The 12663-nt window shown below is 70.9% G+C and carries 9 protein-coding genes; 6 read left to right on the plus strand and 3 right to left on the minus strand.

What is annotated here, in order from left to right; genetic code table 11:
- Positions 1 to 214 precede the first annotated feature (214 nt).
- From tyrS to PHA29_RS09015, 3 genes are all read left to right on the plus strand, one after another.
- Complete coding sequence (tyrS, locus tag PHA29_RS09005; protein ID WP_270405404.1) at positions 215 to 1429, plus strand: tyrosine--tRNA ligase; 1215 nt, start codon at positions 215 to 217, stop codon at positions 1427 to 1429.
- A 486-nt stretch (positions 1430 to 1915) separates the two neighbouring features.
- Positions 1916 to 3733 (plus strand): adenine deaminase, encoded by a 1818-nt coding sequence (locus PHA29_RS09010; RefSeq protein ID WP_270405405.1) that lies wholly within the window; start codon positions 1916 to 1918, stop codon positions 3731 to 3733.
- Positions 3734 to 3954: 221 nt separating this feature from the next.
- Positions 3955 to 4749 (plus strand): HAD family hydrolase, encoded by a 795-nt coding sequence (locus PHA29_RS09015; RefSeq protein WP_270849268.1) that lies wholly within the window; start codon positions 3955 to 3957, stop codon positions 4747 to 4749.
- 197 nt (positions 4750 to 4946) lie between these two features.
- Here PHA29_RS09015 and PHA29_RS09020 read toward each other — a convergent pair whose 3' ends face one another.
- Positions 4947 to 5801: a Cof-type HAD-IIB family hydrolase gene (locus PHA29_RS09020; RefSeq protein ID WP_270849270.1), complete on the minus strand. Its 855-nt coding sequence runs from the start codon at positions 5799 to 5801 to the stop codon at positions 4947 to 4949.
- Between the two features lie 214 nt (positions 5802 to 6015).
- Positions 6016 to 6303 (minus strand): ACT domain-containing protein, encoded by a 288-nt coding sequence (locus tag PHA29_RS09025; RefSeq protein ID WP_270405408.1) that lies wholly within the window; start codon positions 6301 to 6303, stop codon positions 6016 to 6018.
- 685 nt (positions 6304 to 6988) lie between these two features.
- Here PHA29_RS09025 and rpmE point away from each other — a divergent pair.
- A complete protein-coding gene (gene rpmE / locus PHA29_RS09030; protein ID WP_270849272.1) occupies positions 6989 to 7438 on the plus strand; it encodes a 50S ribosomal protein L31 in 450 nt (149 codons plus the stop codon).
- Between the two features lie 220 nt (positions 7439 to 7658).
- Here the strand turns inward: rpmE and PHA29_RS09035 are convergent, their stop codons facing one another.
- Positions 7659 to 8153, minus strand: a complete 495-nt coding sequence (locus tag PHA29_RS09035) for a pyridoxamine 5'-phosphate oxidase family protein (RefSeq protein WP_270405411.1) — start codon at positions 8151 to 8153, stop codon at positions 7659 to 7661.
- Positions 8154 to 8510: 357 nt separating this feature from the next.
- Here PHA29_RS09035 and secA point away from each other — a divergent pair, with 357 nt between their 5' ends.
- Positions 8511 to 11420 carry a preprotein translocase subunit SecA gene (gene secA / locus PHA29_RS09040; protein WP_270405412.1) on the plus strand — a complete coding sequence of 970 codons (2910 nt, stop codon included), beginning with the start codon at positions 8511 to 8513 and terminating at the stop codon, positions 11418 to 11420.
- Positions 11420 to 12553 (plus strand): peptide chain release factor 2, encoded by a 1134-nt coding sequence (gene prfB, locus PHA29_RS09045; protein ID WP_270575393.1) that lies wholly within the window; start codon positions 11420 to 11422, stop codon positions 12551 to 12553. The genes secA and prfB overlap by 1 nt, the downstream gene beginning before the upstream one ends.
- Positions 12554 to 12663: the final 110 nt, after the last annotated feature.

Below are 12663 nucleotides of genomic sequence, written 5' to 3' on the forward strand. Positions count from 1 at the left end.
CGCCCCGCCCGCCGCGCATGCGCGCCGTGGCCCGCCGCGACCCCGCCGGTCGGCTGTGCCGCGCCTCCGCCCGCCGGGCGCCCTTTTCTGCTTTCGACGCGTATTCGCGTCCGGCCCGTGCGAACTTCGCTACAATGGACCGGTTTCCGCTAAACGAGCACCGCCCGGCGCACGGCGCGGGCGAGGGTGCTATACCGACGAGGAGGATGCCGATATGCTGCCAGTCGACGAGCAGATGCGCATCATCGCCTCGGGTGCGGCCCAGATCGTGCCCGAAGCGGACCTGAGGAAGAAGCTCGAGCGGGGCGTGCCGCTCAACATCAAGCTGGGCGTGGACCCCACCAGTCCCGACCTGCACCTGGGCCATGCCGTCCCCCTGCGCAAGATGCGCCAGTTCCAGGACCTCGGCCACAAGGTGACCCTTATCATCGGCAACGGCACCGCCATGATCGGCGACCCGTCCGGCAAGAACACCACGCGCCCGCAGCTCTCGCAGGAGCAGGTCGAGGCCAACGCGGCGACCTACGTCTCCCAGGCCATGAAGATCCTCGACCCCGAGAAGACCACCATCGTCCACAACGGCGACTGGATCCTGTCGCTCGACCTCAAGGGCATGCTGGAGCTGTGCTCCAAGTTCACGGTCGCCCGCATCCTCGAGCGCGACGACTTCACCAAGCGCTACCAGAGCCAGACGCCGATCGCCCTGCACGAGTTCCTCTACCCCGTGATGCAGGCGTACGACTCCGTGAAGATCGGCTCCGACGTGGAGATGGGCGGCACCGACCAGCTGTTCAACCTGCTCGCCGGCCGCGAGCTCATGGAGAAGATGGGCATGGAGCCGCAGGTCGCGCTCACCATGCCGCTGCTCGAGGGCACCGACGGCGTGCGCAAGATGTCCAAGTCCTACGGCAACTACATCGGCCTGACCGACGAGCCGGCCGACATGTTCGGCAAGACGATGTCCATCCCGGACGAGATGATCGGGAAGTACTACCGCCTGGCGAGTTCCAAGACCCCCGACGAGGTCGACGCCATCGAAGCCGCGCTGGCCGACGGCTCCGCCGACCCCTACGAGCTCAAGCGCGCGCTCGGCCGCGACCTGTGCGACACCTACCACGGCGCCGGCGCGGGCGAGGAGGCCGAGGCGGCCTTCGACCGCGTGTTCAAGCAGTCCCAGCTCCCCGAGGACATCGCCGAGGTCCACGTCGACCTCGCCCCCAACGCCGACGGCCTCGTCTACCTGGCGGGCGTGCTGAAGGACGCGGGCCTGGCCCCCTCCGCCGGCGAGGCGCGCCGCCTGATCGACGGCGGCGGGGTCAAGATCGACCAGCAGCCGGTCGAGCCCAAGAGCTACAACGTCGACCCGGCGCTGCTGCACGCGGGCTGCGTGCTCCAGGTGGGCAAGCGCAAGTTCGCGCGCCTGGTCTGATCCAGGGCTCGGCGGGCCGCATCAGGGCCGCATGCGATCCACGGGCGTCGGCGCGAGCCGGCGCCCTTTTTTCTCGACGGGCCCGGGCCGCGTGAAGCGAGGGACCGCCCTGTCTGTCGCGTCCGCCGCGCGGGCTGCGGGCGCCCGTGCCGCGCGACACGGGGGATCGACCTATCCGTTGCGTCCACCGCGCGGGCTGTGCCCCTTCTTTTGCGACAGTCCCCGCCGCCGCGCGGGCTGCGCCCCTTCCAAAGCATGTCGCATCTGACACGAGGACCCCTTTTCAGGGCGCCCCGTGTCAGATGCGACATGCTTTTCGTTTCGGGCGCCATGGACGGTCTGCCCGGCCCCGGGCCCCGGGACGCCGGGGCCGTCGGGGCCCGGCGGGCGGCGTCCCCGATCCCGCGCCGATTGCGCGCCGCGCCGGTGGGTACAATGGGCCGGAAGCGAGTTGCCGCCCGCGGGGGCGGCGGAAAGGGGAGCGCCATGACGGTCGAGAGGCTTCGGGGTGCGATCGATGCCGCCGAGGGACGCGTCCCGGCGGATACGCTGTTCGTGAACGCGCGGATCGTGGACGTCTACGGGCACCGCGTCGCGCCGGGGCGCGTGGCGGTGCGCGACGGGGTGATCGTCGGCGTGTGCTACGATGGCCGCGACGACGACGTCTCCTACGAGGCGGACCGGGTCGTCGACCTCGAGGGGCGCTACCTCGCCCCCGGCCTGATCGACGGGCACCTGCATATCGAGAGCTCCAACGTCCGACCGGCGGAGTACGCGCGCATGGCGCTCGCCCGCGGCACCACCACCGCGGTCGCCGACAGCCATGAGATCTGCAACGTCTGCGGCCTCGACGGCCTCTCGTTCATGATGGCCGACGCCCGCCGCGCCCCGCTCGACATCAAGTTCATGATGCCGTCCTGCGTCCCGGCGCTGCCCGACGAGCAGGCGGGCGCCAGCATCACCGCCGCCGACATGGAGGCGTTCATCGCCGAGCGCCCCGGCGAGGTCTTCGGCCTCGGCGAGATGATGAACATGCCGGGCGTCACCGGCGCGGACCCGGAGACCTGCGCGCGCATCGCCGCCGCCGCGGGGACCGTGACGGGGCTCACCGACGGCCATGCGCCGCTCGTCTCCGGCCGCGACCTCAACGCCTACACCGTCGCGGGCATCATCGCCGACCACGAGTGCACCGAGGTCGACGAGGCGCTCGACAAGCTCTCCCGCGGCATGTACATCATGCTGCGCGAGGGGACCTGCAGCCACGACCTGGCCCAGCTCGCCCCGCTCGTGCTCGAGGACCCCGCACGCGCGCGCCGCTGCTGCTTCGCCACCGACGACCGCGCCCCCTCCGACGCCCTCGCCCAGGGCATGATCGACAACGCCTGCCGCATGGCGGTCGAGGCGGGCATCGACCCGGTGACGGCCGTCTCCATGGCGACGCTGTCCACGGCGGAGTGCTTCGGGCTCGACCACGGCCCCGCCTGCCCCCGCGAGCGCCGCGGCGCGGTGGCCCCGGGCAAGCGCGCCGACCTGCTCGTCCTGGACGACCTGTCCTTCGCCGAGCCCCCTGCCGCCGTCTACGCGGCGGGCGCGCTCGTGGCCGAGCACGGGCGCTTCGTGGGCGAGATCGCCCCGGCGGACGACGAGGTCGCCCGCCTCGCCGACGAGCTGCGCGGCTCGGTGCACCTGCCCGGGCTCTCGCTCGACGTGTTCTCCTACCCGTTCCGCCCGGGCGAGGCGGTCATCGACGTCATCCCGGGCAACGCCGTGACCGGGGTCGCGCATCCCGAGTCGGCCGACGGCCTGCGCCGCATCGCGCTCATCGAGCGCCACGGGCGCGGCGTCGCCGCGCAGAAGGCCGGCGCGGACGGCGACGGGCCCGCGGGCCTGGGCCTCGTGGGCAGGCATATCGGGCGCGGATGGGTGCGCGGCTACACGATCGAGGGCGGGGCCATCGCCTCGACGATCGGCCACGACTCGCACAACGTCTGCGTGGTCGGAGACAACCCGGAGGACATGCTCGTCGCCGTGGGCAACGTGCATCAGGGCGGCCACGTCCTCGTCCGCGACGGCGAGGTCGTCGCCCGCGTGGACCTGCCGCTCGGCGGCCTCATGAGCGAGGGGGACGCCGAGGAGGTCGCCCGCGAGCACGAGCGGTTCGTGGCCGAGGCGCGCGCCATGGGGATCGAGCCGCCGCTCGACCCCATCATGGGCGTGATCTTCCTGCCGCTGCCCGTGATCCCGACGCTGCGCATCCGCCCCGAGGGGATGTTCGACGTGACGACGTTCACCTACGCCGGATAGCGCGGTCGGGGCCTTCGAGGTCGAGGACCCCGACCGCGCACCTCGACCATCGGGCCCCTGGCGCAGGCGGGCTCACCGCCCGATGTCAGGAGTCGGTAAGGAGCCGCCGCCTTCCGCCCGCGCCGTGCATGACCTGCCCGCACCGGGGGTATGTGAGGAAGCGGGGGGGGGGGGGGGGGGGCGGGGCCCCCGCCAACGACTGGAAGGGGAACACGGACCTCATGATCAAACTCATCGCATCCGATATGGACGGGACGCTGCTCGACGAGAACAGCTGCGTCCCTCCCGAGACCTTCGACCTGATCCGCGCCCTGCGCGAGCGGGGCGTGCGCTTCGCCGCCTCCTCGGGCCGCCGCTACGACCGTCTCTGCGAGTTCTTCGGGCCCGTGCGCGACGAGATGGACTTCGTGGCGTCCAACGGCGCCCAGGTCTACGCCGAGGGGCGCATGATCGACCGCGAGGTGTACTCCCACCTCGCCATCAAGCGCCTCGCGCGGACCGTCGGCATGTTCGACAACCTGCATCTGGCGCTGTTCGACCGGACGAAGTCCTTCCTGCTGGACGACGAGGACAAGTTCGTGCGCGAGGTGGACAAGGACCTTCCCAACGCCGAGCGCATCTGGGAGCTGCCGAGCGCGGAGACGAGCATCATCAAGGCGAGCATCTACTGCGAGGGCGGCGCCGTCATGGATTACGCCTACGCGCTCTCGCGCGAGCTGGGCGACGAGTTCGTGTTCGCGCCCTCCGGCAGCGCATGGGTCGACGCCATGCAGCGCGGCGTCACCAAGGCGTCGGGCATCCGGCAGCTCATGGACCACTACGGTATCGAGCGCGAGGAGGTCATGGCCTTCGGCGACTCGATAAACGACTACGAGATCATCCGGTTCGTCGGGACCGGTTGCGCGATGTCCAACGCGCGCCCCGCCCTGCGCGCCGTCGCGGACCGCGTGATCGGATGCAACCGCGACCAGGCGGTCCAGGAGGAGCTGCGCCGCGTGCTGGAGGAATCGGAGTAGAGGGGGCGCCGGTCGATCTGCTCCGCGCCGGGGCCGTCCCTCCTCCGCATGGGTGAGGACGGCCCCGTCCCCAACGGACCCCACTGCCCAGCGGACCCCCTCTGGGCAAAAACGACCCCGTCCCGAAAGGTCCCACCATCAGGTGGCAGGTGGGCAAAAACGACCCCGTCCCAAAAGGTCCCGAAAGGCAGCGGGCGCTATCGGGCCTGCGCGGACCCGGCGCCGAGCAGCTCCATGATGGCGCGGGCCACGCCGTCCTCGTCGTTGCCCGCCGTCTGCCGGTCGGCATGGGCGAGCACCTCGGGCTCGGCGTTGGCGACCGCGATGCCCGTGCCCGCGGTCTCGAGCATCTCGATGTCGTTGAAGTTGTCGCCGAAGGCGACGGCCTCCGCGGGGTCGATGCCGAGGTGCCCGCACAGCCAGGCCAGCGACGCGCCCTTCGAGGCGCTCTCGTCCATGACCTCGATGTTTTTCGGATGCGAGCTGGTCACGGCGATGCCGGGCACGTCGGCCAGCGCGCGCAGGATCTCCTCGCGGTCCCGGCGGTCGCGCCAGTACATGGCGAGCCGCTCGAGGGTGCCCACGGAGGCGATGGTCTGTTCGGGCTCGGCGTCGACGGGCGTGCGGTTGCCCCGCATGGAGGCGAGGGTCCCGGGCTCGGAGACGAACTCCGCCATGCGATCGTAGAGGTCGCGGCGCAGGTAGCTGTGGCCGTCCGCGAAGACGTCGAAGGTGACGTCGTGCTCGCGCGCGATCTTCCAGACGGCCAGGGCGCTCTCGCGCGCGAGCGGGACGGTGCGCAGGGTCCGCGCCGCGTCGGGCGAGGGGTCGTCCGGGTCGAGCTCGACGACCGAGGCTCCGTTCGAGGTCACGGCGAAGCGGACGGCGGGATGGGCGAGCAGCTGCGGCGGCACGCCGGTGAGCGCGCGCCCCGTGCAAGGCACGAACCCGATGCCGAGCTCCGCGAGCGCGTCGAGCGCGGCCGTGCTCGCCGGGCTCACGTCCTTATCGGAGGTGAGGAAGGTGCCGTCCATGTCGGAGAAGACGATCATGCGGTTCCTTTCGGGGTGTGCGGTGCCGCGGTCCGCCGTCGCGGCGCGCGCTGCGGCCTGCGGTGCGACGGCGTCCGCGCGACGCGGTGATGGGGATGGGCGCCGGGCGCGCGGTGCCGGGGGGCGCTTCGATGCGCGTCCCGCGGGCTGCGGCGGCTGCGGTGCGCGATGCCTGCGCCCGGAAGCTGCGCCGCGCGTCCCGCGGGCAGCGGTGCTAGAGGCGGTACATGAAGTTGAAGACGTCCTCGCGCTGGACGGTGACGGTCACGCCGGACAGCTCGCCCGCCTCGGCGAGGGCCTCCTGGAGCTCATGGAAGTCGAGCTTCGCGGCGGAGACGTCGGCGAGCATCGTCATGGTGAAGATGTCGTCCAGGATGGACTGGGTGATGTCGCGGATGTCGACGTTGGCGTCGCCGAGCACGCGGGTGACGCCGGCGACGATGCCGGGGCGGTTCTTGCCCAGCACGGTGATGACGATGCGGTTGGATGCGGTCTCGGCCATGGGGGACCCTTCTCTTCTTCGGTGTGTAGGCGACCCCCATTGTACCGATTGGCGGCGGCGCATGGGCGTCTGGCCGTCAAAGTGCATGGGGGATCGCATCCGATCGGGCCCATGGCGAGGCGGCGCAGGGCGACCCGTCGGCCCCGCCCATGCCCCGGGGACGCCCAGCCGCATCCCGGCAAGGCCCAGGCATGCCCCGGGAACGCCCACCCATGCCCCGATAACGTCCACTCGTACCCCCATAAGGCCAACCCATGCCCCGGGGACGCCCGATTTGCTCCGAACCGGGCGAGCGGGGCGTTCCCGGGGCACGGGTACCCGTTCCCGGGGTTCGGCCGCTGCCCCAGGGGCATCACCTTTCCACGGCGGGCGCCGGGATGCGGGCGACGAGCTGCGGGCGACGGGCGTCGGGCCGAGGGCGCCGGGATGCGGGCGACGGGCTGCGGCGCCGGGCTGCGGGCGGCGGGCTGCGTGCTCGGGTGGGCCGCGGGTTCGAGGCCTGCGGCGATTATGGGGACGCGGGGCGTCTCGCCCGGCTCACGCCGTCATCGCGGGGAGGGATGGTGCTTTTGTGGCCTCGGTCCGGCTGTGCTATTCTAGGCAGGCTGTCTTGTCTTGGTCGGAAACCAAGACACCCCTTACGTCCTGATTGGTAACCAGGACTGCGAAGAAGAGGAGCCCTGCCATGAAGTCCGGAATCCATCCCGACTACGTCGAGTGCACGGTGCGCTGCAGCTGCGGCAACACCTTCAAGACCCGCTCGACCAAGCCCGAGATCTTCGTCGAGCTGTGCAACGAGTGCCACCCGTTCTACACCGGCCAGCAGAAGTTCGTCGACACCGGTGGACGCGTCCAGCGCTTCGCCGACAAGTTCGGCGGTGCCGCCCAGGCCGCTCTCGAGCGCGAGGCCGCCAAGAAGGCCGAGCGCGCCAAGAAGGCCGAGGAGGAGGCCGCCAAGCGCGCCGCCGAGCGCGAGGCCAAGGCCGCTGCTAAGGCCAAGCGTGCCGCCGAGTTCGAGAAGAAGGCCGCTGCCGAGGCCGCCAAGAAGGCCGCCGAGGAGGCCGCTGCCCCCGCGGAGGAGACCGTGGAGCAGCCTGCCGCCGAGGCCGAGGCCACCGAGGCCGCTACCGAGTAACCCGGTTTCGCATCGATGCGGGTACGGGACCCTGCCTTCGGGCGGGGTCCCGTTTTTCTTTGCCGACCGGAGCCGCCCGGATCGCCGCGCCGCCGTTTCGACGGCTCGGCGCCGTGCCACGTCGCCGGAGACGATGCCGGGTATCGCCATCCGAACCGCGGCGCGCCCGCGTCCGAGCTCGGGGGCCGCCCGTGTCGGCGCCGTCCGGACCGCGCCGCCCTTATCTCGGTGAGCGCTCCTTCGCGCTCATCCGGTCCACGTCGATGCGGAAGACGGCGACGCGCTCGAGCCCCTCGCGCGTGAACGACGCCGGAGCCCCGGGCGCGGCGCGGGCCATGATGAGCTCGAGGGCCCGGACGCGCTCGCCGGCGTCGGCCACCTCGTGCACCGTGCCCGATCCCATGATGCTCGCGTAGGAGCGCGAGTACGCGCAGGAGTAGTCCCCCTCGATGGTCCCGCGGTCGATGTCGAGCTCGACCGCCACGCGCGCCCCGGCGGCGCGGAAGGCCTCCGCCTTGCGACCCGCGCGGGCCGAGTGCAGGTAGAAGCGGGGGAGAGGCGCCCCGTCCTCCCAGTCCACCCCGAAGTTCACCGGCACGACGAACACGCCCTCCGCGTCCTGCGCCCCGATGCGCAGCACCTGGCACGCATCTATGATCGCGCGGATACGCGCGCGGTCGGTCACCGCGCGCCTGCCGAGCCTCATCTCCCTCATGGGTGCCCCTTTCCCTTGGTCCAGACGCCCTTATTCTAGGGCTTCCCATCCGACGCCGCTCCCTCCGCAGAGCCGCGAGCCGCCGACCCTGCCGCCCCCTGTCGGCGCCCTCCGCCGACGGGCTGCGGGGCCTCCCCGTCCGCGGGAGGGCTACGGGACCGGATTCCTCCGGAAGTCTTGGGTTGTGGCTCCCGGACTGCGGAGGGCTGTGCGCTCTCGTCGCCTCCGCGCCCCGGTCCGTCAACGTGGTTTCCCTGTGACTGCACGCGGCGTGCACACGTACTGTTCTTTGAATGGCTAAAGTGAACTCGTCTGTGTCGCACGCCCCGCGTGCACGTCATGCGAGAAGGAAACCACATGGGATTCATGTCGAAGCTGCTCTCGATCGGAGCGGATAAGGACCTCAAGCGCTACGAGAAGACGGTCGCCAAGATCAACGACCTCGAGCCGACCTACCAGAAGATGGACGACGGCGAGCTCGCCCATCAGACCGAGGTGTTCCGAGAGCGCTTCGCCGCGGGCGAGAGCCTGGACGCCATGCTGCCCGAGGCCTTCGCCGTCGTGCGCGAGGCGTCCCGCCGCACCACGGGCCTGCGCCATTTCGACGTGCAGCTCATCGGCGGCATGGCGCTCCATGACGGCCATATCGCCGAGATGAAGACCGGCGAGGGCAAGACCCTCGTGTCCACGCTCGCCGGCTACCTGAACGCCATCGCCGGCCGCGGCGTGCACATCGTCACCGTCAACGACTACCTCGCCAAGCGCGACTCCGAGTGGATGGGCCAGATCTACCGGTTCCTCGGCATGTCGGTGGGCCTGCTCCAGAACGGCATGCCGCTCGACGCCAAGCGGCCCGCGTACGCCGCCGACGTCACCTACGGCACCAACTCCGAGTTCGGCTTCGACTACCTGCGCGACAACATGGTGATCCGCCCGCAGCAGCGCGTGCAGCGCGGCCATGCCTTCGCCATCGTCGACGAGGTCGACTCCATCCTGATCGACGAGGCGCGCACGCCGCTGATCATCTCCGGCGCGGGCACCAAGTCGGCGAGCACCTACAAGGACTTCGCCCGGGCGGTGCGCGGCCTCACCCGCGGCGAGGAGCCGCAGTTCGACATGATGAACGTCGGCGCGGAGCAGCCCGAGCCGACCGGCGACTTCGTCATGGACGAGGCCAAGCACACCATCGCCGCCACCGAGCAGGGCCTGCGCAAGATCGAGCAGCGCCTCGGGATCGATGACATCTACGCCGACCTCTCCGGCCAGCTCGTCAACCATCTCCAGCAGGCGCTCAAGGCGCAGTACATGTTCCATCGCGACAAGCAGTACGTGGTCACCGGCGGCGAGGTCAAGATCGTCGACGAGTTCACGGGCCGCATCATGGAGGGCCGGCGCTACTCCGAGGGCCTGCACCAGGCCATCGAGGCAAAAGAGGGCGTGCTCGTGCGCGAGGAGAACCAGACGCTCGCCACCATCACCCTGCAGAACTACTTCCGCCTCTACGACAAGCTCTCCGGCATGACCGGTACGGCGCTCACCGAGGACGCCGAGTTCCGCGAGATCTACGACCTCGCCGTCCAGGTGATCCCGCCCAACCGCCCGGTCATCCGCAAGGACAACGACGACCTCGTCTACCGCACCGTCGACGCCAAGTTCAACGCCGTGGCCGCCGACGTCGAGCAGCGCCACGCCGCGGGCCAGCCGGTCCTGGTCGGCACCGTCTCCATCGAGAGCTCCGAGCGCCTCTCCCGCCTGCTCAACAAGCGCGGCATCCCGCACGAGGTCCTGAACGCCAAGTACCACGAGCGCGAGGCGCACATCGTGGCGCAGGCCGGGCGCTTCGGGGCGGTCACCATCGCCACGAACATGGCCGGCCGCGGTACGGACATCCTGCTGGGTGGCAACGCCGACGAGATGGCGCAGGAGGACGTGCTCGCCCTGGACTTCGGCATCGACCACCCCGTGCTCGAGCGCATCCTGGCCGCCGGCGACCCGGCGCGCCTCACGCCCGAGGCCCTCGCCGCTCAGGGCATCGAGGTCGACGCCGAGACCCTTGCCCGCATCTCCGCCGAGCTCGACGCCGCCCGCGCCCGCGCCCGCGAGATCTGCTCCTCCGAGCGCGAGCGCGTGCTCGAGGCCGGCGGCCTGGCCGTCATCGGCACCGAGCGCCATGAGTCCCGCCGCATCGACAACCAGCTGCGCGGCCGCTCCGGCCGCCAGGGGGACCCCGGCGAGACCCAGTTCTACCTCTCGCTCGAGGACGACCTGATGCGCCTGTTCGGCGGCGACCGCATGGACAAGGTCGGCGCCATGATGCAACGCTACGACATGCCCGACGACATGCCCATCCAGAACAAGATCATCTCCAAGGCCGTCGAGGGCGCCCAGCGCAAGGTCGAGAACATCAACTTCTCCATGCGCAAGAACGTCCTCGAGTACGACGACGTCATGAACAAGCAGCGCCAGGTCATCTACGCCGAGCGCAACAAGATCCTGGACGGCAAGGACCTCGCCGGCCATATCACCGACGTCATGGACGACACGGTCTCCCGCTGCGTCCAGGAGTTCTGCACCCCCGATTCGCACGACGGCGAGCGCGACCTCGAGGGCCTGCACAAGTGGCTCGTGGAGCTCACCGGGCACCAGGACGCCCCGCGCCTGGCCGACGAGTCCTACGACGAGCTCAAGCGCGACGCGCTGGCCTACGTCGAGGAGTGCTACGAGCAGAAGTCCGAGCGCCTGGGCGAGCGTCTCATGCGCGACCTCAACACGCAGGTCATGCTGCGCGTCATCGACACGCGCTGGATGAACTACCTGCAGGAGATGGACTACCTCAAGCAGGGCATCGGGCTGCGCGGCTTCGGCCAGCGCGACCCGCTCGTCGAGTACAAGTCCGAGGCCTACGCCGCCTTCCAGACGCTCGTCGACACCATGTACGAGGACTACCTGCGCACCGTCCTGCGCATCGAGGTGCGCCGCTCCGCGCCCGAGCCGCCCGCCGAGCAGAGCCCGGCGCTGGCGCACGCCACCTACTCCGGCCCGGCCGACCCCGACGGCGGCAGCTCCGCGCTGCGCGACCAGGCGGCCGCTCAGGCCGCGGACGCCGCCGGCCGCGCGCCGCAGGGCACCTCGGGCGCCGCGGGCTCCACGGTGCGCACCTACCGCAAGGACGAGAGCGGCGACCCCTACGCCAACGTGGGCCGCAACGACCCGTGCCCCTGCGGCAGCGGCAAGAAGTTCAAGAACTGCCACGGCAGGAACCGATGATGGCCGAGCTCACCCCCGTGACCCCGGAGGCGCTCGACGCGCTCGCCCTCAGGCTGACCGAGGTCGAATCCTACCTGCACCTCGACGAGAAGCGCGAGCGCGTGGCGGAGCTCGAGCACCGCGTCGCCGCCCCCGGCTTCTGGGACGACGCCGACGCGGCCCGGTCCGTCATGGCTGAGCTCTCCCGCGACCGCGACGACATCGCCGCGGTCGAGCGCGCCCGCGAGGGCCTGGGCGACGCCCGGACCGCGCTCGAGCTCGCCGCAGAGATGGACGGTGACGAGGAGCTGCTCGCCGAGGCGTCCGCCACGGTCGAGGCCCTCACGCGCTCCATCGACGAGATGGAGCTCTCGAGCTGGTTCACCGGCGAGTTCGACCACGGGGACGCCATCGTCACCATCAAGCCCGGGCAGGGCGGCCTGGAGGCTCAGGACTGGACCTTCATGCTGTTCAAGATGTACATGCGCTACTGCGCCCGCCGGGGGTGGAAGGTCACGGTGAACGACTGCCCCGCGGCGGAGGTCATCGGCATCGACCGCGCCACGTTCACCGTCGAGGGCAAGGACGCCTTCGGGATGCTGCGCGCCGAGGCCGGCGTCCACCGGCTCGTCCGCATCTCGCCCACCGACGCCAAGAAGCGCCGCCAGACGACCTTCGCCGGCGTCGAGGTGATCCCCGTGCTCCCCGACGACATCGACATCGAGGTCGCGCCGGACGACATCCGCGTGGACGTCTACCACGCGAGCGGCCCGGGCGGCCAGGGCGTCAACACCACCGACTCGGCCGTCCGCGTGACGCACCTGCCGACGGGCATCGTCGTCACTTGCCAGAACGAGCGCAGCCAGATCCAGAACAAGGCGGCGTGCATGCAGATCCTGAAGGCGCGCCTGTACGAGCTCGAGCTCCAGAAGCGCGCCGAGACGCTCGACGAGATCCGCGGGCCCAAGACCGATATCGGCTTCGGCAACCAGATCCGCAGCTACGTGCTGTACCCCTATCAGATGGTGAAGGACCTGAGGACCGGCGTGGAGACCGGCAACGTGGACGCGGTGCTCGAGGAGGGCGACCTGGATCCGTTCGTCATCGGCTACCACCGCTGGGCCACGGGCAACGCGGACGGCGCGGCCGAGTAGGACCGGCGCGTCCGGCGGGGGAGCGGGCGGGGCGCCGCGCGGGCATGGGGTCCGCCCGGCGCCCCGCCCGCGCCCTATGGTCCCGTCGGCGCCCGGGGGCGGCGGGGGGG

The sequence above is a fragment of the Candidatus Collinsella stercoripullorum genome (assembly GCF_027669965.1).
In the GTDB taxonomy this organism is placed as follows: Bacteria; Actinomycetota; Coriobacteriia; order Coriobacteriales; family Coriobacteriaceae; genus Collinsella; species Collinsella stercoripullorum.

What these genes read in the sequence shown, in the direction of transcription:
- tyrS (WP_270405404.1), top strand. Translation starts at nt 215, where the DNA reads ATGCTGCCAGTCGACGAGCAGATGCGCATCATCGCCTCGGGTGCGGCC.
- PHA29_RS09010 (WP_270405405.1), top strand. Translation starts at nt 1,916, where the DNA reads ATGACGGTCGAGAGGCTTCGGGGTGCGATCGATGCCGCCGAGGGACGC.
- PHA29_RS09015 (WP_270849268.1), top strand. Translation starts at nt 3,955, where the DNA reads ATGATCAAACTCATCGCATCCGATATGGACGGGACGCTGCTCGACGAG.
- PHA29_RS09020 (WP_270849270.1), bottom strand. Translation starts at nt 5,801, where the DNA reads ATGATCGTCTTCTCCGACATGGACGGCACCTTCCTCACCTCCGATAAG.
- PHA29_RS09025 (WP_270405408.1), bottom strand. Translation starts at nt 6,303, where the DNA reads ATGGCCGAGACCGCATCCAACCGCATCGTCATCACCGTGCTGGGCAAG.
- rpmE (WP_270849272.1), top strand. Translation starts at nt 6,989, where the DNA reads ATGAAGTCCGGAATCCATCCCGACTACGTCGAGTGCACGGTGCGCTGC.
- PHA29_RS09035 (WP_270405411.1), bottom strand. Translation starts at nt 8,153, where the DNA reads ATGAGGGAGATGAGGCTCGGCAGGCGCGCGGTGACCGACCGCGCGCGT.
- secA (WP_270405412.1), top strand. Translation starts at nt 8,511, where the DNA reads ATGGGATTCATGTCGAAGCTGCTCTCGATCGGAGCGGATAAGGACCTC.
- prfB (WP_270575393.1), top strand. Translation starts at nt 11,420, where the DNA reads ATGGCCGAGCTCACCCCCGTGACCCCGGAGGCGCTCGACGCGCTCGCC.